Genomic DNA, 24,415 nt, shown 5'->3' on the forward strand with positions numbered 1-24,415 from the left:
GCGCCTAGAGCATTTCCGTGTTTCTCTGAATCGCGGAGATGCTCTACTTATCTGTTTTGTCGCCTTTTTTTCACGCGAACCGGCGTCCACTTCGCTCAAAAATGCTCTAAGGAGCGCCTTTCACTTGAACTCCGGCAGCAGATCCAACGCGCCCCAGTCCAGCATCGCTGTCGTCGCCCGTCGCAACAGGCCGCGCTTGCGCCGGATCGCCCTCTCGTGCGTATTGAAATGAATGCCGACGATGTGCAGGACCGTGCAGAAGTCGAAGAGCATTGCCCGGCGATAATCCTCTTCGGCTTGCCTCAGCGAATAGTCGAGGCCGAACGCATTGATGTTCTCGACATAGCGCGCGAGCAGCGCGCGCTCATGCGCGCGGCGATCCTCGATCTCCATGCTGTGGCTGACGAGGTATTCGAAGTCCCGGATGCCCTTCGACGGACGCGCCGCCTGCCAGTCGACTGCTACGATCGGATCGCGCCCGCCGAGGTCGAACAGAAGGTTGTCGAGACGCAGATCGCCATGCCCCAGGGTACAGGGCTCGGCATAGAGCCATCGCTTGAGCGTTTCGAGCGCGGCGAGATAGTCCTCGCGGATCAGGGCGAATTCCTTTGGCACAACGTCGCCGAAATGCTCGTCCATCAGATCCCAGGCGGCGCCGTATCGGTCCCGACCCGGCAGCCCGAGGGGAGGAAGGTCCACCTCTTGCATCCTGCCCCAATAGGGACCGTGGACCTGGGTCATGAGGTCGATCGCGAGACAGGCCTCCTCGACCGTGAGACCGACCGTCTCGTCGCCCGCCCGATAGGTCGGGAAATCCTCCAGGACGAGCGCGAAGAGCTCGCCGCCCGGCGCGATTTCGCCGAAGTGGCAGGCCGGAGCCTTCACGGCAATCCGGCTCAGGAGGTTCTTGTAGCAATTGATTTCGCGCTCGTAGAGCCCGATCGATGCCGCTGCCTTGCGCCGCGCGGCGTCGTTCGTCGGGAACTTGACGAAGACGCTTGCCGGGGCGTTCGCGGCACGTAGCGGCGCGGCGTAGTGGAGCGCGAGGCGCGAGGATTCGCCCGTCTGCCCGAAGCCGAGGCCGATCGGACGAACCTCGAACCGCTCGACAGCGTCCGACCGCGCGAGCGTACCGTTCGCTCTCAGGATCTCCGTCAGCCATGACGGCGTGATCTCGGCAGCCGATAGGGGGAAGGACCTGTTCTCCATGGTCAATACCTTTGCCAGGGCCGAGGTGGGTTCTCAGCAAGTTCGAAGGGTTGTCGGCGTGGCCGGCTCGAGGCATCTGAGGCGCAGACCATCACCCGTAGTCCCGGTGATCGGGGTGACGGAGCCGTGGTCGAGGGTGAGCGGCGCGCGGCTGTCGAGGCCGAGGGCCTCGCGCAGGACGATCTTGATCGGCGTGCCGTGGCTGAAGACGGCGACGGTGCGATGCCCCCGGCCCAGAAGGGCGGCCACCCCGGACAGGACCGCCGCGCGATAGGCCATCTCGTCGAGGCCGAAGAAGGCGGCGGGCGAGCGGACGAATTCGTCCCACCGATCCGGAAGCTCGGCCCGGATCGTCTCGGGTGAGCGGTAGCGTTCGGCGTGAAGATCGACTTCGGCGAGGCCCTCGACGATCTCGACCGGGATCGACAGCAGGTCGGACAGGGGCTGCGCGGTTTCGCGCGCGCGCCGCTGTGGGCTTGCCACGATGCGGTCGATGCCCGCGGCTGCGAGCGCGGCAGCCACCTGCCGAGCGTGGCTGCGCCCGTCGTCCGCCAGGGGCGGGTCGCCGGGCGCCTGCGGGTGGCCCTCGTGGGGGCGGCAATGTCTGACCAGGAGCAGCAGCGTCTCGTCGGCGCTACCGGCGCTTTGCCTATCCGAGCGAATGGGTTCGTTCATGGCTCTCACTGTCGCGGCTTTCACCGGCCTGAACCTGAACGATTGCGGCGGAGGAGACGGCGATCCGTCTGCCCGGCCGCCGGAGCGGGCGCGAGACATGCGGCCTCGCCGGCCCTCGTGGCGGCGGCGGCCTGGTCGAGACGGGTCCACCCGAGCCCCAGGCGTCCCAAGGCGGACAGGATCGCTCGCGCGTCCCTGCGCCGCGTCTCGCGCGTATGATCTCCGGCTGGAGCCGCCGTCCCAGCTCGCCAAGGCGGCGTTGCCCGGTCGTTCAAGAGATGATGCTCGAGATGAAGCCGATGCGGCCGTTCCCGACGGCTTCGCCGTCTGCCCCGACGAGGCCCTCCAGGGCCCCCTTCTCACGCCAGGCCTGCAGCATGCGAAAGAAGGGGATGGGGCCGTCGCCGTAGCGGCCACCGAAGAAGATCTCTTCTCCCTTCTTCGCCTTGCCTTCGGCGTTGTAGTATCCAGGTGTGCAGTCCTGATAAAAATCGACGAGCTGAGCGTTGGTCGGCGAGGTTCTGATCAGGTCGACGTATGCGTCCACGGCCTCGGGCGAGGGTTCGACCTGCGAAATGCCCCGACGACCCATCTCCTTGACGATATAGGAGACATGTTCGCCCTGCTCGTCGAGCAGGTGGACAGCGTTGACTGCTGCGGTGGATTGCTGGTTTCCTCCCACGAAGAAGCAGTTCGGGAAGCGGTCAGTCGTCAGACCGTGAAGCGTGCGGACGCCGGAGCGCCAGTGCTCGCTTAGCGCAAGCCCCTCGCGCCCGTGGATTTCGAACCCCGTGAGGCGGGTATAGGTGATGCCGGCCTCGAAGCCGGTGGCGAAGATGAGGCAGTCCGCCCCGTACTCCTGGCCGTTGGCCACGACCCCGTCCGCCGTGACCCGTTCGACGCCGCCGCCCCCGGTGTCGACCAGGCGCACATGGGGCAGGTTGAACGTCCCGAGATAATCGTCGTGGAAACATGGCCGCTTGCAGAACCAGCGGTACCAGGGCTTGAGGGCTTCCGCTGTCGCGGCGTCTCCCACCACCTCGTCCACCCGCCCCCGCAAGCGGTTCATGACGTCGTAGTCGTAGATCTCGGCCAGATACTTCAGCTCGTCCACCGTCGGTTCACGGCCGAGCCGCTTTGCGACCTCGGCGGCCTTCGGCGGCGTGATCGCCTCGGTCAGCGCCGTCCATCCATCGCTGACCTCGTCACGATCCTGGCGGATGCCGGAAATGAGCGATTGGAAATTATACCGTCGGGCGCGCTGCCATCCCGGCACGGACATGTCGACGTAGTCCGGCGGCGTCTCGCGGTTGTCCCGCACGCCGACCGATGACGGCGTGCGCTGAAGAACGATCAGCTCCCTCGCGAATTTCGCCAGTTCCGGCACCAGCTGGACGGCCGATGCGCCGGTTCCGATCACGGCGACGCGCTTGTCGCGCAGGCCCGTCAGGCCGCCATGAAAGTCGCCCCCGGTGTAGGCGTAGTCCCAGCGGCTGGAGTGGAAGGCGTGGCCCTTGAACGTTTCGATGCCGGGAATGCCGGGTAGTTTCGGCAGGCTTTGACGTCCGCAGGCCAGGACGAGGATGTCCGCGGTCAAGCGATCACCGCGATCGGTCTCGACGAGCCAGCGCGCCTCGGCATCGAGCCAGCGTGCGGCGGTGATGGTCGTTTGAAAGCACGCCTTGTCGTACAAGCCGTAATGCCGACCGATGCGCTGACTGACATTCAGCATCTCGGGAGCATAGGAGTAGCGATGCTTGGGAGGATAGTTGAGTTCCTCGATCAGCGGCAGATAGATGTGCGCCTCGATATCGCACATGGCGCCGGGGTATCGGTTCCAATACCAGGTGCCACCGAAATCGCCGCCGTTCTCGATGATCCGGATGTCGGTGCAGCCGGCTTCGCGCAACCGCGCACCCGCCAGAAGGCCGCCGAAGCCTCCACCAGCGACGATGACCTGGCTGTGCTCGGCAATCGGCGCGCGGGCGAAGTCGGGGTCCACCCACGGATCCTTGTCGAAGTTGGCGAAGCGCCCCTCGACGGGCACGTATTGGCCGTTGCCGCCCGCAACGACGCGCTTGTCGCGCTCGCTCACATATTTTGCCTTCAAGGCATCCGGATCGAAATCGCGCGGGCCCGCGATCTTCAATAGTTCGGATTTTGCTGACGTGTCCATCTTCAACCACAGATCTGGTGTTTCTGGCATGTCACCTGTGCCGCCGATCGAAAGTCGACAGCGCTACAGGTCCATCATTCTGGCTAACAAAATATCCATGTTTAAATCAATGAATTGTAGACTATCGATGATAGTTATTGCAGATGAAATTTTACTTGCTTGAGATGTCGCCTTTCCATTTTCAGCCACGATTGACGCGCGGCCGCGAAGCCGACGGACATCTTCTCCGTAAAGACGTTCCGTTCAGCCCTGATGGCCGCCTAAGCCTCCGGCGGCGGTGACGCGCTGTTCGCGTTCGCGGGACCGCTGCGGCGGGCCGCGCCGCAGCCGAGCCGACGTCGTGCGCCCGATCAGTAGGTGGAACGTCCACCAGAGAGGTCGAATGTCATCCCTGTCGTGAAGGAGCACGCGCCAGAGCAAAGCCAGGCAGCCATCTCGCCGAATTCATCGGGCTGCCCGAGCCGCCCCATCGGGACCTTTGCCTGCATGGCGGCGATCATGCTCGGATCCGCATCACTGGTTTGGCGCAGCATCGGCGTATCGAAGACCGTCGGCGCGATGCTGTTGACGAGTACACCCGACGTGGCCAGCTCTTTTCCGAGGCACTTCACGTAGCCGATCACGCCGGCCTTCGAGGCCACGTACGCGCTCTGGAGGGCATTTCCCTCTTTGCCGGCGACGGAGGAGACGATCACGACACGTCCCCAGCCGGCTTGGACCATCGCGGGAACCAGGGCACGGCAGGTCAGGTGAACGCCGGTCAGATTGATATCGAGGACACGCTGCCAGTCGTCGAGCGCATAGTCCGCGAAAGGAACGACCGGACCGGGCACGGCGGCCGCAGCGACGAGCGCGGCAGGATCCCCGAGTTCGGCTCGCGTGCGCTGGCTCGCCCTCTCGACGGAGTTCACGTCGGAGACATCGACCCGACAGGCGAGGACAGGGCCGGCAGCGGCGAGCGCCGCGGTCGTTCGTTCAAGAGCGGCGGCGCTGTGATCCCAGATCGCGACGGCGAAGCCGCGCTCCAACAGCTTGCGCACGGCGGCGAGGCCAAGGCCGCTCGCTCCGCCCGTGACCACGGCCACCTGGGTACTGCCCCCGCCTGCACCCTGCATCGCGCTTTCCCCGCCTGTCGTTGATGGCACCGGATGGTTCATACGCAAATGGCATCCGTATTAAGCAATAGAATTCCAACAACTCACGGATCTGTCAAGGCGATCGCGACGCGCGCGCCCGCCGCGGTCCATCTCGCTGTTAATCGCAGCGTCCGTGGGCGAGAGTGACTTATCCACGGCGGGCCGTTTGAGCGCACGCAGGCGGAGGCCGAGAGCCGCTCGCGATCCCGGACGTGCGCACGAACGCGGATTCAGGATAGTTGGGTGCATAATATGCAAGGTACATCCGATTTATGAACGTGCGAGGCTTGTCGGAGGCGCGGTTGTTCCCTCTAATAGCAGGAGGCCAACCGTTAGCTCGCGCCGGGCCGCGTGCGCCGAGGCGCCGGACCCCCTCGGGCGGGGACGCGCAGGCCGAGCGATGCGCCTCGGACGAGAGACCGATTGCGCAAGGGCCGTCTCCTCGGGAATAAGAGTGTTGCTCCCGCCACCGCCCGAGGTGATTCAAAAAGCCATGGCCCCCACGAGCCGCCGCAGCGATCACAGGTCAAAGCCAATCCGCCGGGCAACAGCCTTGCGCGAACGGGAGGAGGACGCCTCCGAGCTCGCTACCGAGGCCGCGAGCGATGCGGCAGCCGACTATCCCATCAAGTCGGTGCGGAAGGCGATCGCCATCCTGAACGCGCTGTCGCAAGCCCGCCGTCCTTTGCGCATCAGCGAACTGGCCGGCCGGCTTCAGATGTCGGTGAGCGCCACCTCGCGCCTCATGACGACATTGTCGAGCGGTGGGCTCACCTATCAGGATGAGGAAACGGGGCGCTGCTACCTCGGCCTCGGCCTTACGGTGCTGGGATCGGATGCCCTCGGTCGGCGCGAGCTCGACCACCTCGCCATTCCGGTCCTCGATGAACTGGTGGGCCGGCTCGATTGCTACGTGAGCCTGAGCCGGCTGGAACGGGGGAGGGTGGTCATCATGCGGGCGCGCGCCACGTCCTTCAGCCCCCGCGACCTCTCCCTCTTCTCGGTGGTTCCGATGCATGCCTGCGCGCCGGGCAAAGTGCTGGCGAGTGCGCTGGGCGAGGAGAGCATCCGTGCCATCCTGGCCGAGCAGGGGCTGGATCCCTTCACCGCCAACACGTTGACCTGCGTCGACGCGTTTCTGTCGGAGGTCGAGGCGTTCCGAAGCTGTGGCTTCGCGCTCGACAACGAAGAGATCGCCTACGGCCTGCGCCATGTCGCCACCCCGATCTACGACGAGGCGGGCCGAGTGGTCGCTGCGATTTCGGCGGGCGGACGCTTGCCGGAACTTCCTCTCGAGAACATGGGAGCGCTGCTTCGAACGCTTCACCTCGGATGCCTGCGGATCTCGCGGGAGCTCGGGTTCCGAGGGACGCCGCCGCTCGATCTGGGTCGCTTCGCGGTTCAGGACGGGACACCGGGCGGCGATGCTTGAGGCGTTCCGTCCTCGAAGGGGGGCACTTCGCTCGAGAACGCTCCTAGGCGGCGGCCAGCACGCTGCCGCCGCAGACGGAGATGCACTGGCCGGTCACGTATCGCGACAAGTCGGTGACGAGGAATTCGACCACCAGGGCGCAGTCCTCCGGGGTGCCGTAGCGGCCAAGCGGGATGTGGCCGCTCTCGCTCTCGCGGCCGATGCCGCGCGCCTCCGATTGCACCTTGACGCGCGAGGACCAGATCACGCCGGGCGCGATGCAGTTGGCCCGGATGCCGTGCGGCCCGAGTTCGGCCGCCAGGCTGCGGGTGAAATGGGTCACGGCCGCCTTGGCGGCTCCATAGCCGGCCATGGCTCCCCGCGCCGCGGTCGTCCGCGCCGCGGCCGATGAGACGTTGACGATGCAGCCGCTCTCCTGCCGCGTCATCACCGGGGCGGCTGCGCGGCAGCAGTGCACCATGGTCAGGACATTGGCGTCGAACAGCGTGCGCATCTCCTCGTCGGACATCTGCGACGGGCGGCTGCGCTCGATCGGCGTGATCAACCCGCCGGCATTGTTGACCAGGATGTCGAGGCGCCCGAGTTCGGCCCCGCAGCGCGCGACCATGGCCTCGGCTGCGCCGGGGGCGGCGAGGTCGGCTTCGACCTCGACGCTCCTACGGCCCATCTGGACGATCTCGCGCCCGACCGACTCGGCGCCAAGCACCTCGCCGAAGCGCGTGGCGGCTGCAAAGTCGGCGTCGGCAGCGAGCACGTCGGCACCGAGCCCAGCCAGATGGAGCGCGATCGCGCGGCCGATGCCCCGCGCCGCGCCGGTCACGATTGCGACTTTTCCGTTGAGCTTCATGGCGTTCCCATCCCAGCCGAAGCCGGAGGCTGCCGGCCTTATATGATCTTCACAAGAGCCGCCACAGGCTATATTCCTTGTAGATACGCGGCAAGACGGCGGTTAGATGAGATATGACCGCGCTTGGCCAATGCAGACGTCCGATATGTCGCGCGAAATCTAGCCATTGCATTTGTAATAACTTCGTTTTCACAGCCCGGTTGCGTTGTGGCTGGGACCAAAGTGCGAATGATGGCGGCTGCAACCGGCGACCCTGCCGACAGCCAGCTGTCGATCGAGGCCCGCCGTTTCCAGAATGAGGGAGGCTGTCTTGCGCGTTTGCTTGGGATGGGTCGCCGCCGCTTGCCTGCTGGCCGCGTCGTCGTCGGGTTGGGCCCAATCCGGTGCCAAGAGTCATGGACCCGGGGTCACCGACACCGAGATCAAGCTCGGGCAGACGGTGCCCTACAGCGGTCCGGTGTCGTCAAGTGGGGCGCTCGGGCGGGCACAGGCCGCCTATTTCGCCATGCTCAACGCCAAGGGCGGCATCAACGGCCGCAAGATCACGCTGATCTCGCTCGACGATGCCTACAGCCCACCCAAGACCGTCGAGCAGACCCGCAAGCTGGTCGAGCAGGAAGAAGTGCTGGCGATCGTCGGCTCCAACGGGTCTCCCACCGGGCTCGCGGTGCAGGCCTATCTGAACAAGAAGCGGGTTCCCCAGCTGTTCCAGGCCTCCGGGATCAAGCGTTTCAACGATCCCAAGCAGTTTCCGTGGTCGACGGCCTTCTATTTCCCCTTCACGGTGGAGGGCGCGGCGTTCGGGCGGTTCGTCCTGCGGACACGGCCCGACGCCAAGATCGCCGTCCTGTCGCCCAACGACGAGCTCGGCCGCGAATACGTGGCCGGCTTCCGCGCGGCGCTCGGCGACAAGGCGGACAAGATGATCGTCAAGTCGGTCACCTACGACTACGCGTCGCCGACCATCGATTCCGAGATGGCGCAACTCGCGGCGAGCGGCGCCGACGTGTTCTTCAACGTGTCCATGGCCAAGTTCGCCTCGCAGTCGATCCGTAAGGCGCGGGAGCTGGCCTGGGGGGCGCAGATCCTCTCGCCCTCCATCGCGGCCTCGATCGGCGACGTCCTGAAGCCTGCCGGCCTCGACAACGCGAAGGGCCTGATCAGCGGCCGCTGGATGAAGGACCCGTCCGCGCCCGAGCAGGCGGACGATCCGGGCGTGCGCGAGTATCTCGCCTTCATGAAGGTCTGGCTGCCGGGCGTCGCCGCCGAGCAGGCGACCTTCGCGCTCGGCTACAACGTGGCCCAACTCACCGAGATCGTCATCCGCAAGTGCGGCGACGACCTGACGCGCGAGAACTTCATCCGCCAGGCCACCAATCTGAAGGACATCGAGCTGCCGCTCGGCCTGCAGGGCGTCAAGCTGAGCAATTCGCCCGAGGACTTCAATCTCCTGAGGGAGACTCGCTTCATCGTGTTCGACGGCGAGAAGTGGGTGACGCTGCCGGACGTGGCGAACTGAGCCAAGCGACACAACGATCCATCAGACGACGGGGAGGCCGCTGTGGCCAGTGCGGAGTTCCAGAGCTTTCTGCAGGCATTGCGATCGCGGGATTTGACCGAAGTGTTGCCGATCGAGGCCGTGCGCGAGCGTTTCGAGGCCCTGGCCGCCCAGTTCACGCCGGCGGCCGACTTGACCTTCCAGGCCGTCGACGCGGGCGGAGTCCCGGCCGAGTGGACCGGGCCGGCCGACGTCGCGACGGAAGGGGTGCTGCTCTACTTCCACGGCGGCGGCTATTGCATCGGCTCGATTCCCGCATACCGCGAGTTCACCGGCCGGTTGGCGAAGGCCGGCCGCTGCCGCGTGCTGTCGGTCGGCTATCGGCTGGCGCCAGAGCATCCGTTTCCGGCCGCCGTCGATGATGCGGTGGCGAGCTACCGGTGGCTGCGCCGGCAGTTGGGCCCGCAGGGCAGCATCGTGCTCGGCGGCGATTCCGCCGGCGGCGGGCTCAGCCTGGCGCTGCTCATCGCCCTCAGGGACGCCGGAGATCGGTTGCCGGATGGCGCCTTCTGCCTCTCGCCCTCCACGGATCTTGCCAAAGAGGGCGCGTCGATGACCAGCCGGGCCGCGGTGGACCCGCTGATCACGCGGGAATCGACCACCCGCTTTGCGACCTTCTACCTGGGCGAGGACGGGGATCCCAAGCATCCCCTGGCGTCGCCCCTCTATGCCGACCACCGCGGCCTGCCGCCGCTGCTCATCCTGGTGGGCGACTGCGAACGGCTCCTCGACGATTCGACCCGACTCGCCGAGCGGGCGCGCCAGGCGGGCGTCGAGGTGGACATCGAGGTCTGGGACGAGATGGTGCACATCTGGCCGTTCTTCGCCTCGGTCATCCCCGAAGGTGCCGCCGCCATCGAGCGGCTGGCGCCCTTCATCCGCGCGCGGCTGGGTCGTTCCGCCATTGGATGAAGCTCGTCGAGGGCGGAATGGGCATGACTTTTTGAACCTTGAGCGCTTCGCGATCGGGCGGGGCCACCCCGGTGCTCTGGCCGCCCGAGGCCGCACAGCATCGTCACGATTGCAGGAGGCTCTTCCGTGAAGACCAAGGATTTCGACGGGCTCGCCGCCCTTGTCACCGGCGCTGGCGCCGGCCTGGGACGCCAGTATGCGCTCGATCTCGCCCGCCGCGGCGCCCGCGTCATGATCAACGACATCGCCGTGACGGCGGACGGCACGCCCCTGGCGGCGCAGATTGCCGAGGACTTCAGGCACGAGGGTCTGACGGCCGCCCACGATCAGGGCGACGTCAGTGTCGAGGCCGACGCCGCGTCCATGGTGCAGCGCACGATCGAGGCTTTCGGCAGAATCGATATTCTCGTCAACAACGCCGGCAACACCCTTGCGGCGCACAGCTACGACGTCACGACGAGCGATTTCGACGCCGTCCTGCGCGTGCACCTGCACGGCACGCTGTGGACCATGCGGACCGCGCTCCCCCACATGCGGGCCCGGAACTACGGCCGTATCGTCAACACGGCCTCGTCGCTCGGTGCTTTCGGCGCCCCTGGCGCACTGCCCTATGTGGCGGCCAAGTCGGCGATCATCGGCCTGACGAAAGGGGCCGCGCTGGAAAACGCCGATCACGATATCCGCATCAACGCCGTCTCGCCCACCGCCTATACCGGGCTGGCGAAGGGCTATTTCGATACGCAGCCCCAGATCCCGCTCGACAAGCTGCACGTGGACCGCGTGTCGCCAGCCGTGGTGCTCCTGGCCCATCGCGACTGTCCGCTGAACGGCGAGGTGATCAGCGCCGGCGCGGGCCGCGTCGCCCGCATCTTCACCGCGACTGTCCGCGGCTATTGCAGCGACGGCCTGACCTATGAGGAGGTCTCGTCCAACCTCGACAGGGTCCTCGACGCCGACGAGTTCTTCGCGCTGAAGAGCTCGCTCGAGCAATACAAGCTCATGCCCATCCAGATCGCGCCCTGATCCGATTGCCGGCCGCCGTCAGCCGAGTGGGATCGGCTGCGCGATGTCGGCGTACTCCACGTCGGGAGACGTGCCGTCGCGCCACATGAAGACGAGGAACGAGCCGTCGCGGCCGATGACGCGCAGCGGCGCGTGCCATACGCCCGGTCGCAGGAGGATGCCGACGCCGCCGGTGGCGGAGAAGGCGGCGAGCCGCTCGAGGTCCGGTCTGCCGACGGCATCGTCCGGGGCGGCGGCGACCAGCCAACCGTCGCAGCGAAGCGGCATCAGCATCTGCACCGTGGCCGGGTGACGCTCCAGCCGGTCCACGACGAGCGGGCCCGGCTGCGCCACGACGCTGATGCGGAACAGCGATGGCTGCGCCGCCACGTCGTGGTCGGCCAGGTCGAAGCTCGACGGGGCGCCCGTGGTATCGGCCGCGATCACCTCGCCGAACGGCGCGAATGCTTCAGCCGTGAGGCGGCCCAGCGCTATCGCGGCGGGCGCCATCACGCGGCCCGGCCGGACGAGCCGGCCAGCAGGTGGCGGATCGAGACGAACAGCACCGCCGCCGCCAGCAGCACGGCGCAGCCGAGCACGATCAGCGCGCCGCTGAAGCTGCCGGTGCCGTCCTTGAACCAGCCCATCAGGGTCGGGCCGAAATAGCCGCCCAGATTGGATACGGAGTTGATGAAGGCGATGCCGCCCGCTGCGACGGTGCCGCTCATGAACAGGGCCGGCAGCGACCAGAACACCGGCAGTACCGCATAGATGCCGACCGCCGCGATGGTGAAGGCGGCGATGGCGCCGAGGGGCGCGTCGAGGAAGAGGCCGGCGAGGATGAGGCCGATGCCAGCCAGGGCCGCCGGCAGTACCGTGTGCCAGAGCCGCTCCGCCGCCGCGTCGGAGCGCCTGGCCCAGACGACCATCGCGATGGTGGCGAAGAGGTAGGGCAGGGCGGCCACATAGCCGGTCTGCATGCCCGTGAAGCCCAGCCCCCGAACGATCTGCGGCAGCCAGAAGCCGAGGCCATAGAGGCCCAGGATCAGAAATGTATAGCTGATCGTCAGCGCCAGGATGCCCGGATTGACGAAGATGTCGGCGAGCCGGTGCTGGGCGCCCACCTCGCGCGCCTTGGCCTCGACGGCGATCCGCTGCGTGAGCCACGCGCGTTCGTCGGCCTCGAGCCACGTGGCATCCGCCGGTCGCTCGGTCAGGTACCAGAGACAGGCAATGCCGAGCACCACGGCCATAAGACCCTCGATGATGAACATCCACTGCCAGCCCGCGAGGCCTGCCAGACCTCCCATGGTCTCGATGATGAGGGTCGAGAGGGGCGCGCCCAGGAAGCTCGAGAGCGGAATGGCGATCAGGTAGAGACCGATCAGCTTGGCCCGATGCTGATCGGGAAACCAGGACAGGGTGTAGAACAGGATACCCGGCGCAAAGCCCGCTTCGGCGGCGCCGAGCAGGAAGCGCATGACGTAGAAGCTCGTCTCGCCGGTGACGAAGGCCATGCCGGCCGCCACCAGGCCCCAGGTCACCATGATGCGCGCGATCCAGCGTCGCGCCCCGACGCGGCCTTGGACGAGAGCGCTGGGAATCTCGAAAATGACGTAGCTGAGGAAGAAGATCCCGGCGCCGGTGCCGAACACGGTGGCGCTGAACCCGAGATCCTTGTTCATCGTCAGGGCGGCGAATCCAACATTCACCCGGTCCAGGAACGCCACGAAGTAGAGCAGCACCAGGAACGGGATCAGCCGGCGCGTGACCTTGGCCATGGTGCGCGCCTCGATCGGCTCGGCGAGGGGCAAGGCGCCGGCGGCTGCCTCCTGTGACATGGTCATCTCCGCTTGTCGTTGGTCATGGCGAGTGCGCGGCGGCTCGCACGGAGCCACCCCGGATCGCTCAAGTCGGTTCAAAGTGTTGGAGAGCTTCTACCCGGTCAGGTACTTGGACAAGATCGGGAAATACTCGTGAATTGTTATAGCGCGTTCATGCAGAAGCCGCCGTCGATCAGGAGGTTCTGGCCGACGATGTAGCCGGCCTGGGCGCCGCACAGGAAGGCGCAGGCGTCGCCGAACTCGTCGGGATCGCCGAGGCGGCCGGCCGGCACTGCGGCGGCCACCTCGCCGGCGGCGGCGCCCAATGCCGCCACCCGTGCCGTGGCGAAGGAGCCGGGCAGCAGGTTGTTGATCGTCACGTTGCGGCCGGCGACCTGCCGCGACACGCCGGCGACGAAGCCGGCGAGGCCGAGGCGCGCCGCGTTGGACAGATCGAGGTTGGTGACCGGGCGCACGCTCGTCATCGAGGTGATGTTGACGATGCGGCCGAAGCCCCGGGCCATCATGCCGTCGACGCTGGCGGTGATCAGCGCCACCGCGGCCAGCATGTTGCCCTGGAGGGCCTGCGCCCAATCCTCTTCGGTCAGCGCGCGAAAGTCCTTCTTTGGCGGGCCGCCGGAATTGTTGACCAGGATGTCCGGCTCCGGGCAGGCGGCCAGCAGCGCGGCACGGCCGGCCGGGGTCGCGACATCGGCGGTGACGGCGGTCACCTTGGCGCCGGTGCGGCGGCGCAGCTCCTCCGCCGCCGCTTCGAGCACCTCGGGCCGCCGCCCGTTCATGACGAGTTCGCATCCCGCTTCGGCCAGCGCGCGGGCGCAGGCGAAGCCGAGCCCGTCGCTGCTGGCGCAGACGATCGCCTTGCGGCCGGCTATGCGCAAATCCATCGGTTACTCCCCTGCTATCGTTGCCACGCGGCGCGCCGGTGGCGGCGCAGCCGCCGCCTCGCCACGCGACCATTCGGGCGGGACGTGCGCCAGTGCCTCGGCCCCGACGTCGGCGACGTCGTTCAGTCCCATCAGCCCCAGGGCGGAGATCATCTCGATCCGGAAGCGCTCGATCATGCGCGCCACCCCGGCCTCGCCGTCGGCCGCGAGCGCAAGCACCCAGGGGCGGCCGACGAAGCAGGCCTTGGCGCCCAGCGCCCGGGCACGAAGCACATCGATGGCGTTGCGCACGCCGCCGTCGAGAAAGATCTCGGCCCGGCCGCCGACGGCGTTGGCGATGGCCGGCAGCATGGAGATGCTGGAGGCGACACCATCGAGCTGACGGCCGCCGTGGTTGGAGACGACGATGCCGTTGGCGCCGGCAGCGACCGCCGCCGCCGCATCCTGCGGGTCGAGAATGCCCTTGATGACCAGGGGGCCGTCCCATTGGTCGCGCACCCAGGCGACGTCCTTCCAGCCGATGGCGTTGTCCCAGTTGGCGCGCGTGAAGCTGCGGAAATCGGCAAGGCCGCGAGCGTCCGGAATGGCAGCGGCCAGGTTGCCGAAGATGTGCGGCCGCCCGCCGACGGCCACGTCGCGCAGCCAGGGCCAGCGACGGGAGAAATCGGCGACCACCTTGGCGCGAGCCAGAGCCGACGGGACGCCGCCCATGCCGGTCTGCGCGTCGCGATGGCGCGGACTATTGACGGGCACGTCGACGGTCATGACCAGCGCCGTACAGCCGGCCTGCTGGGCCCGGCCAATCATCTTCGCGACATAGTCGCGGTCGCGCAGAAAATAGAGCTGGAACCAGAACGGCCGGGCAGCGGCCGCGGCGACCTCCTCGATGCCGCACAGCGAGACGGTGCTGAGCACGAAGGGCACGCCGGCCGCCGTCGCCGCCCGCACCGCCTGGGCCTCGCCCCGCCGTCGCATCAGGCCGGCGAGGCCCACGGGCGAGAGGCCCAGCGGCAGGGCGAAGCGCTCGCCGAAGATCTCCGTGTCGAGCACCGCGTTGCCGACGTCCATCAGCACGCGCTGGCGCAGGTGGACGCGCGCGAAGTCGTTGCGGTTGGCGGCCAGCGTCTCTTCTCCGAAAGAGCCGCCGTCGATGAACTCGAACAGCTGCCGCGGCAGGCGCTGCCGGGCGCGCTGCCGGTCGTCCTCGAATGTCGTCGCTACAATGGATCGCCCCATCGCCGTCTCCTCCTTGGTCGCGTTGGCCGCCGCGCGCGCCTGCCGGGCGCACCCGCGATCGCCCTTGATCGGTCGCCACACTGGGCCGGCCGGGCGCAATTGGCGGGCCGGCGGGAGCGTGGGCGCGGGCCAGGGCGCCTTGGGGGCGTCCCCGATCCGCGGTCTGCGGCTGTGCGAGCGCGACGGGCTACTCGCCGATTATCTCGCCGAACAACTCCCAGGTCTTGCCGTTGAAGCGCTGCAGCTGCTGCCCCTCGACGGGGAAATAGTCGGTTGCCGTCGTCTTCACTTTGATGCCCGGCAGCAGCATCGGCAACGGAAAGTCCATGCTGGCCGCCTGCTTCATGATGTTTTCACGCGTGAGGTCATCGCCGCAGTTCTTCAGCACCTGCACCAGCGCCTGTGCCACCGTGTAGCCGTAGACGTTGAGCTGATCCTGCAGATTTCCTTCGGGGTAATACTTCTTCATGAAGGCAGTCCATTCCGCCGTCGCCGGGTCGCTGGTCCACTGCGGGTCGGTCGGGTCCTTCTGGTAGTAAGCGGAGATGATGCCGGTGGCGGCGTCGAAGCCGGCCGGCTGCAGCACGCTGGAGACCGAGGTCGAGGTGGCGGCGAGGAAGAACATCTTCGGCTTCCAGCCGATCTCGTAGACCTTGCGGATGGCTTGCGCCGCCTGCTTGGGAATGGCGTGCATGAACAGGGTGTCGGCGCCGGACGCCTTGAGCTTCACGATCTGGCTGTCGATGCTGGGATCGGCCGGCTCGTAGCTCGCCTCGGCGATGACCATGCGCTTGGCGTTGTCCGCGCCGAGGCCCATCTTGAAGCCGTTGGCGTAGTCCTTGCCGGCGTCGTCGTATTGATAGAACAGGGCGATCTTGGCGTCGGGATTGTTCTTCAGCACATACTTGGCATAGACCGCGGTCTCGGCCTGATACGATGGCTGGAAGCCCATGCTCCACGGGAACTGCTTGTAGTCGCCCCAGAGCGTTGCGCCACCGCCCACGAACAGCTGAGGGATCTTCTTGTCGTTGAGGTATTTGCGGACGACCAGGCCGGTCGGCGTGCCGAGCGGATTGAAGATCAGGGCGACCTCCTCCTGCTCCACCAGCTTGCGCGTCTGCTCGAAGGTCTTGGGCGGGCTGTAGCCGTCGTCGAGGCTGATCAGATTGATCTTGCGGCCGTTGATGCCGCCCTGCTCGTTGATCATCTTGAAATAGGCCGCCTCCGACATGGGGATGGCCCGGTAGGCCGACGCCGGGCCGCTATAGGCGAAAGTTTGGCCGATCTTGATTTCGGTGTCGGTGATGCCGGGCGCGTACTTCTTCTGGGCCTGGGCGCCGGTGCTGGCGATCGCCGCGAGTGCGGCGACGACGACTGCTGTCCACTTCATTCACTGTCCTCCCTGGATTGGACTGTTCTTGGGTGAGCTTGTGCGGCCGCTTCAGGCCGCCACGGCCGCGCCGGCGGCCGGGCCGCTCGCCGCCCGGAAGGCGTCGAGCAGCTCCGCCTCGCGGGTGCCGGCGATGGCGATCTGAGCCGCCTTGACGTGGCCGAAGCCGCGGATCGCGTCGGGGATGGCGGCGATCTGCGCCGCCAGCGGCAGGTTGTGCGTGCGCAAGGCGGCCGAGACCTCCCTGATCGTCGCCTCATAGGCGTCGATCAGCCGCCGCTCGGTCCGACGCTCCTCGGTGTAGCCGAAGATGTCGAGCGGGGTGCCCCGCAAGCGCCTCAACCGGGCGAGCAGGCGGAACGCAGGGAGAATCCAGGGGCCGAAGGCACGCTTCTTGGGGATCCCGGTCTCCGGGTCGCGGCGCGCGAGCAGGGGCGGGGCGAGATTGAACTCGATCCGATAGTCGCCGTCGAACTGCTGGCTCAGCTTGTCCTGGAAGACAGGGTCGACATAGAGGCGGGCCACCTCATACTCGTCCTTGTAGGCCATCAGCTTGTAGAAGTGGCGTGCCACCGCGTCGGTGAAGCGGCCGTCGCCGTGGATGTGCTCCTCGGCGGCGCGTGCCGTCTCGACCAGCGCCTGGTAGCGCCGCGCGTACGCCTCGTCCTGGTAGTGCGCCAGGCGGCCGGCGCGATCGGCGACGAGCGCGGCGAGGTCGCGCGGCACCTCGCGCGGTGGCCGGGCGGAGGCCTTGCCGGCGTCGACGAAGCGGTTCACCGCGGCGGCATCGTGCGCGGCGAGGCGCCCCCAGGCGAAGGTTTGGCGGTTGGCCTCGACCGACACGTTGTTGAGCGCGATGGCGCCGTCGATCGCCTCGAGCGAGAGCGGCACCAGCCCCTTCTGGAAGGCGTAGCCGAGTATGAACAGGTTGGCGGCGATGCTGTCGCCCATCAGCCGGGTCGCGATCCGCGTCGCGTCCACGAGGTCGAGGCCGGCGGCGCCCACCGCCTCGGTGACGGCCTTGCGCATGACGTGGCCTTCGAAGTCGATGCTGGCGTCGGTGACGAAGGCCGCGGTCGGCTGCTCGTGCGTGTTGACGACCGCCCGTGTCACATCGCGCTCGATGCGCGCCAGTGCCTCGGCGCCGGCGGTGACGACGAGGTCGCAGCCGAGCAGGAGGTCGGCGCCGCCGGCGCCGATGCGCACGGCCTTGAGGTCGTCAGGCGTAGCGGCCAGCCGCACGTGGCTCATCACGGCGCCGTTCTTCTGGGCGAGGCCGGTGAAATCGAGCACCGAGGCGCCCTTGCGGTCCAGATGCGCCGCCATGCCGAGCAGGGCCCCGACGGTCAACACGCCGGTGCCGCCGATGCCGGTGATCAGGATCGAATAGGGCTCGCTCAGCTGCGGAAGGCGCGGCGGCGGCAGCGCGGCGAAGGGATCCTCGCCGGCCGCGACGGTGGCCCGCTCGGCCTTGCGGATGCGGCCGCCGTGCACGGTGACGAAGCTGGGGCAGAAGCCCTTGAGGCAGGAGAAGTCCTTGTTGCAGGCGGATTGGTCGATCTGGCGCTTGCGGCCGAGCTCGGTGTCCAGCGGCTTCACAGAGATGCAGTTGGACTGGGTGGAGCAGTCGCCGCAGCCTTCGCACACGGCCTCGTTGATGAACACGCGCTTGGGCGGATCGGGAAACTGGCCGCGCTTCCTGCGGCGGCGCTTCTCGGCCGCGCAGGTCTGATCGTAGATGATAGCGGTGAGGCCCGGCGTGTCGCGCAGGCGGCGCTGGAGCGCGTCGAGGTCGTCGCGGTGGTGGATGAGCGTGCCGGGCGGGAACACGGCGGCCGACGGGTATTTGTTGGGTTCATCGCTGACCACGGCTACAACTTTCGCCCCCTCCGCTGCCACCTGGTGGGCGATCTGCGGAACGGTGAGGCTGCCTTCGGCCGGCTGGCCGCCGGTCATGGCGACGGCGTCGTTGTAGAGGATCTTGTAGGTGATGTTGACGCCGGCCGCCGCCGCTGCCCGCAGCGCGATCGAGCCGCTGTGGGTGTAGGTGCCGTCGCCCAGGTTCTGGAAGACGTGCTTGGTGGCCGTGAACGGCGCCTGGCCGATCCAATTGGTGCCCTCGCCGCCCATCTGGGTGATGGTCTGCGTGCGCCGGTGCGGCATGTAGGTCGCCATGCCGTGGCAGCCGATGCCGGCCATGGCGCGGCTGCCCTCGGGCACCGCGGTCGATGTGTTGTGCGGGCAGCCGGAGCAGAAGAACGGCGTGCGGGCGAGTTTCGTGCCGCTCGTGACCCGCTCGAACGATTCGAGCCGCGCCACGCGCTGGCGCAGGTTCGGCGTGACCGCATCGAACCGCTCCAGCCGCGAGACAATGGCGCGCGCCACCATCGTCGGTGTGATCTCGCCCTCGCTGCCGAGCAGGCGCCCGCCGCTCTCGTCGCGCTTGCCCACGACGCTCGGCCGTCGCGAGGCCTCCATGTTGTAGAGCATCTCGACCAGCTGGCGCTCGATGAAGCCGCGCTTCTCCTCCACCACGAGCACGTCCTGGAGGCCCGCGGCGAAGCGCAGCGCCCCCTGGCGCTCCAGCGGCCAGGTCAGACCCACCTTGTAGATGCGGATGCCGAGAGCCGCGATCGCGGCGACGTCGAGGCCGAGATCGTCAAAGGCCTGGCGCACGTCCAGATAGGCCTTGCCGGTGGTGATGATGCCGAGGCGCGGGGCCGGGGGCTCGACCACCAGCTTGTCGATGGCGTTGGCGCGCACGAAGGCGGCGACCGCGTCCATCTTCGGCCCGTGCAGGCGCCGCTCCGCCTCCAGCGGCGGATCGGGCCAGCGGATGTGCACGCCGCCAGGCGGCGCCTCGAAGTCCGTCGGCAGGACGATCTGTGGGCGGGTGATGTCGACATCGATGGAGGTGGCGCTCTCCACAGTCTCGGCGATGGCCTTGAAGCCGACCCAGCAGCCGGAGAAGCGTGACAGCGCCCAGCCGTAGAGGCCGAAGTCCAGGTATTCCTGCACGTTAGCAGGATTGAGGATCGGGAGCAGGGCGGCCTCGAACAACTGCTCGCTCTGGTGCGGCAGCGTCGACGACTGGCAGCCGTGGTCGTCCCCGGCGATCGCCAGCACGCCGCCCCAGGGCGAGGTGCCGGCCATGTTGGCGTGCTTCAGCACGTCCATGGTGCGGTCGACGCCCGGTCCCTTGCCGTACCAGAGGCCGAACACGCCATCGACGGTGGCGTCGGGCTGCAAATTGACCTGCTGGCTGCCCCAGACCGCCGTGGCCGCCAGATCCTCGTTGAGGCCCGACTGGAACACCACGTTGTGGCGCTCGAGCAGCGCTTGCTGGCGCCACAGTTCGTTGTCGAGGCCACCGAGCGGCGAGCCGCGATAGCCGGAGATGAAGCCGCCGGTGTTGCGGCCGGCCAGGGCGTCGCGCTGCTGCTGGATGGTGGGCAGGCGCACGAGCGCCTGGATGCCTGAAATATAGATGCGGCCCGAGGCGACCTCGTATTTGTCGGCGAGGGTGACGGGCTTGGTCATGGCACCCACCTCCGCTCAGAGGTCTGCTGTCCGCACACGGGCGGCGGGGCGGCCGTGACCGGTCGATATCTTGCTTGCTGGGTCATGGGCGTTCGTCCCCGACGGTCTCTTCTTTGGAACCACTCTGCACTGGAAGGGACGCCGGCAATGTCAAAGGTGCGACAGTGTCCGCGCGCGGCTTGAGCGGGAGCGGGCGAATGATGATCGGCCTCGTGGGCCAGCGGTGCGCGCCGGCCCCACGGCGACGTCAACCGTGCTCGGCGCCGCCGGGCCCGGTCGACGTCACCGCGCCAAACGATGCCGAAGCGACGTTCCTGGCGTATTTGGCGAACACGCTCGACGAGGCTGTGCGCGGCTGCGGCCGCCACGCGCTCCTGCGGCTGGCGAGTTCCTCGCGCGGCACGTCCAAGTCGATACGGCGTGCATCCAGGTCGATGGTGATCGTGTCGCCCTCCTGGACGAGGGCGATCGGGCCTCCCGCGGCCGCCTCGGGGCTGACGTGGCCGATCGCCAGCCCGTGCGAGATGCCCGAGAAGCGGCCGTCGGTGACGAGAGCGACGCTGTCCTTGAAGCCGAAGCCGACGAGAGCGGCCGTGACCCGCGCCGTCTCGCGCATGCCGGGGCCGCCCGCGGGCCCCTCGTTGCGGATGACGATCGTGTCGCCGGCCTCGATCAGGCGCGCCATCAGCGCGGCATAGGCGCTCGGCTCGTCCTCGAACACGCGGGCGCGGCCGACGTGCCGGCGCAACTCTGTTCCCGTCGCCTTCAGGACGGCGCCGTCCGGGGCCATGTCGCCGCGGAGCACCACCCAGCCGCCGGTGGGATGGCGCGGCGCCGCGACCGGCGCGACGATGTCCTGGTCGGCCGGCAGGGTCACCCCGTCGAGGCGCTCGGCCAGCGTGCGGCCATCGACGCTGGTCGCTGCTCCGCTCAGCAGGCCGGCGTCAAGGAGCGTCCGCATCACCACCGGCACGCCGCCGATCTCGTGCAGGTCCCGCATGTTGTAGGCCCCGGAAGGGGTGAAGTTGCCGAGATGCGGCGTGCGATCGCTGATGTCCTGGAAGTCCTCGAGCTTCAGCTCGACACCGGCTTCATGGGCGATGGCGAGCAGATGAAGCACGGCATTGGTGGAGCCGCCCATCGCCGCGACCACGCCAATGGCGTTGTGCAATGCCTCCCGCGTGATCACGTCGCGCGGTCTGACGTTGCGGGCCAGGATCTGCAACGCCAGCGTGCCGGTTTCATAGGCAAGGTCGGTCCGACGGCTGTCGACGGCGGGGGCGCTGGTGCAGTTGGCCACGGTCAGTCCCATGGCTTCGATCGCCGAGCCCATGGTGTTGGCGGTGAACATGCCGCCGCACGCGCCAGGGCCGGGGCAGGCGGCATCCACCAGTTCGTCCATGTCCTCGGCGCTCGCCGTTCCCGCGGCCAGCGCGCCGGCCATTTCGGCGACGGTCTGGATGGTCACGTCGGCGCCGCGGAAGCGGCCCGGTGCGATGCTGCCGCCATAGAGATAGACGGCTGGGATGTTGAGGCGCGCCATGGCCATCACGCAGCCCGGATTGGTCTTGTCGCAGGCGCCGATCGCCACCATGGCGTCGAAGGCGTAGGCCGAGGCGGCGAGCTCGATCGAGTCGGCGATAACTTCTCGGCTGACGAGGGACGCGCCGCCGACCGCGAGCACGCCGTCGCTGACGGCGACGGTGTTGACCTCGAGCGGGATGCCGCCCGCATCGCGAATGCCGGCGGCGACCCGTGCGCTCAGCTCTCGCAGATGCATGTTGCAGGGCATCGCGCCGCTCCAGGTGTTGGCGATGCCGACGATGGGCTTGTCGAAATCCGCCGGGCCGAGGCCCGCGGCGCGCAGCATGGCGCGCGGTCCAAAGCTGGTCCGCGCGGTCAGCGCCGAACTACGCGGCTTGGGGTAGGGGGGCATGGGGCGCTCGTCCTCCTGATCTTTTGTTTGGAACCATTCTGCATTGGAGCGGCCGCCGGCAATGTCACAATCGCGACAATGTTGGTGCGCGCAGCCGCATGGCGCCGGTGAATTGTCGCCGACTTGACGGTTCGCGGCCGGTAACGGCGTAAGATTACGCGGAACGAACGACAGATCAGGGATGGGACGATGACGGCACTGGTGAGCGATCTGCTGCGGGCGCGCGAGACGCGCGCGGCGATCGCCGACGCGATCGAGCTGCCCGCCTCGCTTGCGGCCGCCTATGCCGTTCAGGACGAACACATAGGCGAGCTTCTCGCGCGCATCGGCGGCACCCGCATCGGCTACAAGATCGGCGCGACGACCCAGGCGGCGCTCGATGCCCTCGGCCTTGCGAGACCCTTCCATGGGCCGATCCTGTCGGCTGCCGCGCACGCGAGCCCGGCGCACCTCTCCCGCAGCTCGTTCTTCGTGGCCATCGCGGAGACTGAGATCGGTTTTCGCTTCGGCCGTGACCTGCCGCCCCGCGCCGCGCCCTACGACCTGGAGACCGTCGCCGCGGCGGTTGCCGAGATCGTGCCGATCATAGAGGTCGCCGACAGCCGCATGCGGGACTGGCAGAAGGCCGATGCGCGTCTCATCGTCGCCGATCTCGGCTACGCCGGGGCCGTCGTCACCGGTGCGCCGGTGCGGGACTGGCGTGCCGTCGATCTGCCCTCGCTCGCCGTCACGCTCGAGGCGGATGGGCGTGAGATCGCCAAGGGGGCGGGCGCCGCGGTGCTCGGCAACCCGCTGGCGTGCCTGACCGGGCTGGTCAACGACCTGTCGGCCGCCGGACAGCCCGTGCGAGCCGGGGAGTTGGTGAGCAGCGGCACCTGCACGCCGCCCCACCCGTCGGCGATGGGCGGCCACTTCGTTGCCCGCTTCGGGCCGCTCGGCACGGTCGAACTCACCCTGGACTGATTGTCGCCATCGATCCCTTCAAGCCAACTCAAGGAGCAGCCTTGTCGAAACGCATCGTCGTGTGCTCGCCGATCATGCCGGCGCAGATCGCCGGCCGGCTCGGCGAGATTCCCGGCCTGGAGGTCGGCGTAGCCAAACCGGGCGAGCTGCCGCAGGCGGCGCAGGCGGCGGACGGGCTGGTGCTGCTCGGCCTCAGCTACACCGCCGCGCTGGCCGAGGCCCTGCGGCGCGCGGACTGCCGCTGCCGCTGGCTGCAATTGCTGACCGCCGGCTACGAGCCCCTGGTCGAGCACGGCGTGCCGGAGCGCGTCGTGGTCTGCAACGCGGGCGACGTGTGGTCGCCCATCGTCGCCGAGCACACCATGGCCCTCCTGCTCGCCCTGGTACGCCGGCTGCGCGAGATCGAGGCGGCGCAGCAGCGCGCGGCCTGGGATCTCACCATCCGCGCGCGCATGGACATGCTCTACGGCGGCCATCTGCTGATCGTCGGCATGGGTAGCATCGGCGCCGAAGTGGCGCAGCGCGCGCGGCCCTTCGGCATGCGCGTGACGGGCGTGTCGCGGGCCGGGCGCCCGCATCCGCTCGCCGACACCATGCTGCCGCTGACGCGCCTGCACGAGGGGCTGGCCGAGGCCGACGCGGTGGTCATCGCCGTCCCTTACTCAGCCGAGACGCACCACATGATCGGCGCCCGTGAGCTGGCCGCCTGCCGGCCCGGCGCCGTTCTCGTCAATGTCGCGCGCGGCGGCGTGGTCGATCCGGTGGCGCTGCTCGCGGCGCTCGAGGGAGGGACCGTCGCGGGCGCTGGGCTCGATGTCACCGAGCCCGAGCCGCTGCCGCCGGAGAGCCCATTGTGGCGCCTGCCCAACGTCATCGTGTCGCCGCACCTCGGCGGCGCCGCGCCCGAGCGCTACTACGCTCGGCTGGTGGACCAGGTCGCCGTCAATGCCGACGCCTTCGTGCACGGCCGGCCTCTGCGCAGCCAAATTTCCTGGTAAAAGGTCGCCACAGCCCGGCTGCGTCCGTCCAGAGGAGGCGCGGCCGCGTGGGGGAGAACGCGATGCGAAAGATCGTTGCCGGCAAGCTGCACGGCATCCGGGTTACCGACGCCAACCTCAATTATCACGGATCGATCACGCTCGATCCCAACCACTGCGAGGAAGCCGGCATCCTGCCGATGGAGTTCGTCGAGATCTGGAACAAGAGCTCGGGCGCGCGCATCTCGACCTACGTCATCCTCGGCGAACGCGGCTCCCGCTGCTGCGTCCTGAACGGGGCAGCCGCCCGCACCTGCCAGCCCGGCGACGAGATCATCATCTGCAACTCGGTCTACGTGCCGGAGAGCGAACTGGTCTCGCTCCGCCCCCGCGTCCTCGTCTTCGATGCGGCCAACCACGTCGTCGACCGTCTGGCCTACAAGGTCGATCGCGACGCCGAGGGGCGCTACGCCTTCTCCATCGTCGGCGAGAACGGCAAGGCGAACGTCACGCCCCTCGAGGTGCGCACCAGCGCTTGAACGGGCTGCGATATTTTCGAGTGGATGGTATAGCCGGGTCAAGCCGGCTATGCCGTTGCAGGTAAAGTTGGCCCGCCTCTACTTCGTCGTAGCCGGGCTTGGCGGCCATCCATCCTCTCAGAAGACTGAAAATTCTTTGTAATACTCGCAATTTTTCGA

Annotated in this window: 19 protein-coding genes; 7 read left to right on the forward strand and 12 right to left on the reverse strand. The window is 67.9% G+C overall.

What is annotated here, in order from left to right; all coding sequences use genetic code 11:
* Nucleotides 1–120: 120 nt before the first annotated feature.
* The 4 genes from IEW34_RS12465 to IEW34_RS12480 form a co-directional block, all read right to left on the reverse strand.
* Nucleotides 121–1,209: a phosphotransferase gene (locus IEW34_RS12465; RefSeq protein WP_188609509.1), complete on the reverse strand. Its 1,089-nt coding sequence runs from the start codon at nucleotides 1,207–1,209 to the stop codon at nucleotides 121–123.
* A 33-nt stretch (nucleotides 1,210–1,242) separates the two neighbouring features.
* Entirely contained in the window at nucleotides 1,243–1,884 is a 642-nt protein-coding gene (locus tag IEW34_RS12470; protein WP_188609510.1) for a histidine phosphatase family protein, read from the reverse strand.
* A 271-nt stretch (nucleotides 1,885–2,155) separates the two neighbouring features.
* Nucleotides 2,156–4,060, reverse strand: a complete 1,905-nt coding sequence (locus tag IEW34_RS12475) for a flavin-containing monooxygenase (protein WP_188609511.1) — start codon at nucleotides 4,058–4,060, stop codon at nucleotides 2,156–2,158.
* A 350-nt stretch (nucleotides 4,061–4,410) separates the two neighbouring features.
* Nucleotides 4,411–5,217 carry an SDR family NAD(P)-dependent oxidoreductase gene (locus IEW34_RS12480; RefSeq protein WP_210324494.1) on the reverse strand — a complete coding sequence of 269 codons (807 nt, stop codon included), beginning with the start codon at nucleotides 5,215–5,217 and terminating at the stop codon, nucleotides 4,411–4,413.
* A 532-nt stretch (nucleotides 5,218–5,749) separates the two neighbouring features.
* On the opposite strand from IEW34_RS12480, the gene IEW34_RS12485 reads away from it, so the two are divergent.
* Nucleotides 5,750–6,628, forward strand: a complete 879-nt coding sequence (locus IEW34_RS12485; protein WP_188609512.1) for an IclR family transcriptional regulator — start codon at nucleotides 5,750–5,752, stop codon at nucleotides 6,626–6,628.
* A gap of 43 nt (nucleotides 6,629–6,671) precedes the next feature.
* Here IEW34_RS12485 and IEW34_RS12490 read toward each other — a convergent pair whose 3' ends face one another.
* Nucleotides 6,672–7,475, reverse strand: a complete 804-nt coding sequence (locus IEW34_RS12490) for an SDR family NAD(P)-dependent oxidoreductase (protein WP_188609513.1) — start codon at nucleotides 7,473–7,475, stop codon at nucleotides 6,672–6,674.
* Nucleotides 7,476–7,785: 310 nt separating this feature from the next.
* Here IEW34_RS12490 and IEW34_RS12495 point away from each other — a divergent pair, with 310 nt between their 5' ends.
* The 3 genes from IEW34_RS12495 (at nucleotide 7,786) to IEW34_RS12505 (ending at nucleotide 10,968) form a co-directional block, all read left to right on the forward strand.
* Complete coding sequence (locus IEW34_RS12495) at nucleotides 7,786–8,994, forward strand: ABC transporter substrate-binding protein (RefSeq protein WP_244641947.1); 1,209 nt, start codon at nucleotides 7,786–7,788, stop codon at nucleotides 8,992–8,994.
* Between the two features lie 102 nt (nucleotides 8,995–9,096).
* Entirely contained in the window at nucleotides 9,097–9,945 is an 849-nt protein-coding gene (locus IEW34_RS12500; protein WP_244641975.1) for an alpha/beta hydrolase, read from the forward strand.
* A gap of 126 nt (nucleotides 9,946–10,071) precedes the next feature.
* The gene (locus tag IEW34_RS12505) at nucleotides 10,072–10,968 is read left to right on the forward strand and encodes an SDR family NAD(P)-dependent oxidoreductase (RefSeq protein WP_188609516.1); all 897 of its coding nucleotides are present in this window, start codon (nucleotides 10,072–10,074) and stop codon (nucleotides 10,966–10,968) included.
* Between the two features lie 18 nt (nucleotides 10,969–10,986).
* Here IEW34_RS12505 and IEW34_RS12510 read toward each other — a convergent pair whose 3' ends face one another.
* The 7 genes from IEW34_RS12510 to ilvD form a co-directional block, all read right to left on the reverse strand.
* Entirely contained in the window at nucleotides 10,987–11,457 is a 471-nt protein-coding gene (locus tag IEW34_RS12510) for an ureidoglycolate lyase (protein ID WP_188609517.1), read from the reverse strand.
* Nucleotides 11,457–12,788, reverse strand: a complete 1,332-nt coding sequence (locus tag IEW34_RS12515) for an MFS transporter (protein WP_188609518.1) — start codon at nucleotides 12,786–12,788, stop codon at nucleotides 11,457–11,459. Before IEW34_RS12515 ends, IEW34_RS12510 begins: the two co-directional genes overlap by 1 nt.
* 143 nt (nucleotides 12,789–12,931) lie before the next feature.
* On the reverse strand, nucleotides 12,932–13,675 hold the full coding sequence (locus IEW34_RS12520) for an SDR family oxidoreductase (protein WP_188609519.1): 744 nt from the start codon (nucleotides 13,673–13,675) through the stop codon (nucleotides 12,932–12,934).
* A gap of 3 nt (nucleotides 13,676–13,678) precedes the next feature.
* Nucleotides 13,679–14,911 (reverse strand): L-lactate dehydrogenase, encoded by a 1,233-nt coding sequence (locus IEW34_RS12525; RefSeq protein WP_210324495.1) that lies wholly within the window; start codon nucleotides 14,909–14,911, stop codon nucleotides 13,679–13,681.
* Nucleotides 14,912–15,098: 187 nt separating this feature from the next.
* Nucleotides 15,099–16,301: an ABC transporter substrate-binding protein gene (locus IEW34_RS12530; protein WP_188609520.1), complete on the reverse strand. Its 1,203-nt coding sequence runs from the start codon at nucleotides 16,299–16,301 to the stop codon at nucleotides 15,099–15,101.
* 51 nt (nucleotides 16,302–16,352) lie between these two features.
* A complete protein-coding gene (locus IEW34_RS12535; protein WP_188609521.1) occupies nucleotides 16,353–19,841 on the reverse strand; it encodes an indolepyruvate ferredoxin oxidoreductase family protein in 3,489 nt (1,162 codons plus the stop codon).
* A 247-nt stretch (nucleotides 19,842–20,088) separates the two neighbouring features.
* On the reverse strand, nucleotides 20,089–21,777 hold the full coding sequence (gene ilvD / locus IEW34_RS12540) for a dihydroxy-acid dehydratase (RefSeq protein ID WP_188609522.1): 1,689 nt from the start codon (nucleotides 21,775–21,777) through the stop codon (nucleotides 20,089–20,091).
* Between the two features lie 189 nt (nucleotides 21,778–21,966).
* Between ilvD and IEW34_RS12545 the strand changes: the two genes are divergently transcribed.
* The 3 genes from IEW34_RS12545 (at nucleotide 21,967) to panD (ending at nucleotide 24,256) form a co-directional block, all read left to right on the forward strand.
* Entirely contained in the window at nucleotides 21,967–22,740 is a 774-nt protein-coding gene (locus IEW34_RS12545) for a 2-keto-4-pentenoate hydratase (RefSeq protein ID WP_188609523.1), read from the forward strand.
* A 41-nt stretch (nucleotides 22,741–22,781) separates the two neighbouring features.
* Nucleotides 22,782–23,738, forward strand: a complete 957-nt coding sequence (locus tag IEW34_RS12550) for an NAD(P)-dependent oxidoreductase (protein ID WP_188609524.1) — start codon at nucleotides 22,782–22,784, stop codon at nucleotides 23,736–23,738.
* A 62-nt stretch (nucleotides 23,739–23,800) separates the two neighbouring features.
* Entirely contained in the window at nucleotides 23,801–24,256 is a 456-nt protein-coding gene (gene panD, locus IEW34_RS12555; protein WP_188609525.1) for an aspartate 1-decarboxylase, read from the forward strand.
* Nucleotides 24,257–24,415: the final 159 nt, after the last annotated feature.

Source organism: Chelatococcus reniformis, from assembly GCF_014640075.1.
Classification (GTDB): Bacteria; Pseudomonadota; Alphaproteobacteria; order Rhizobiales; family Beijerinckiaceae; genus Camelimonas; species Camelimonas reniformis.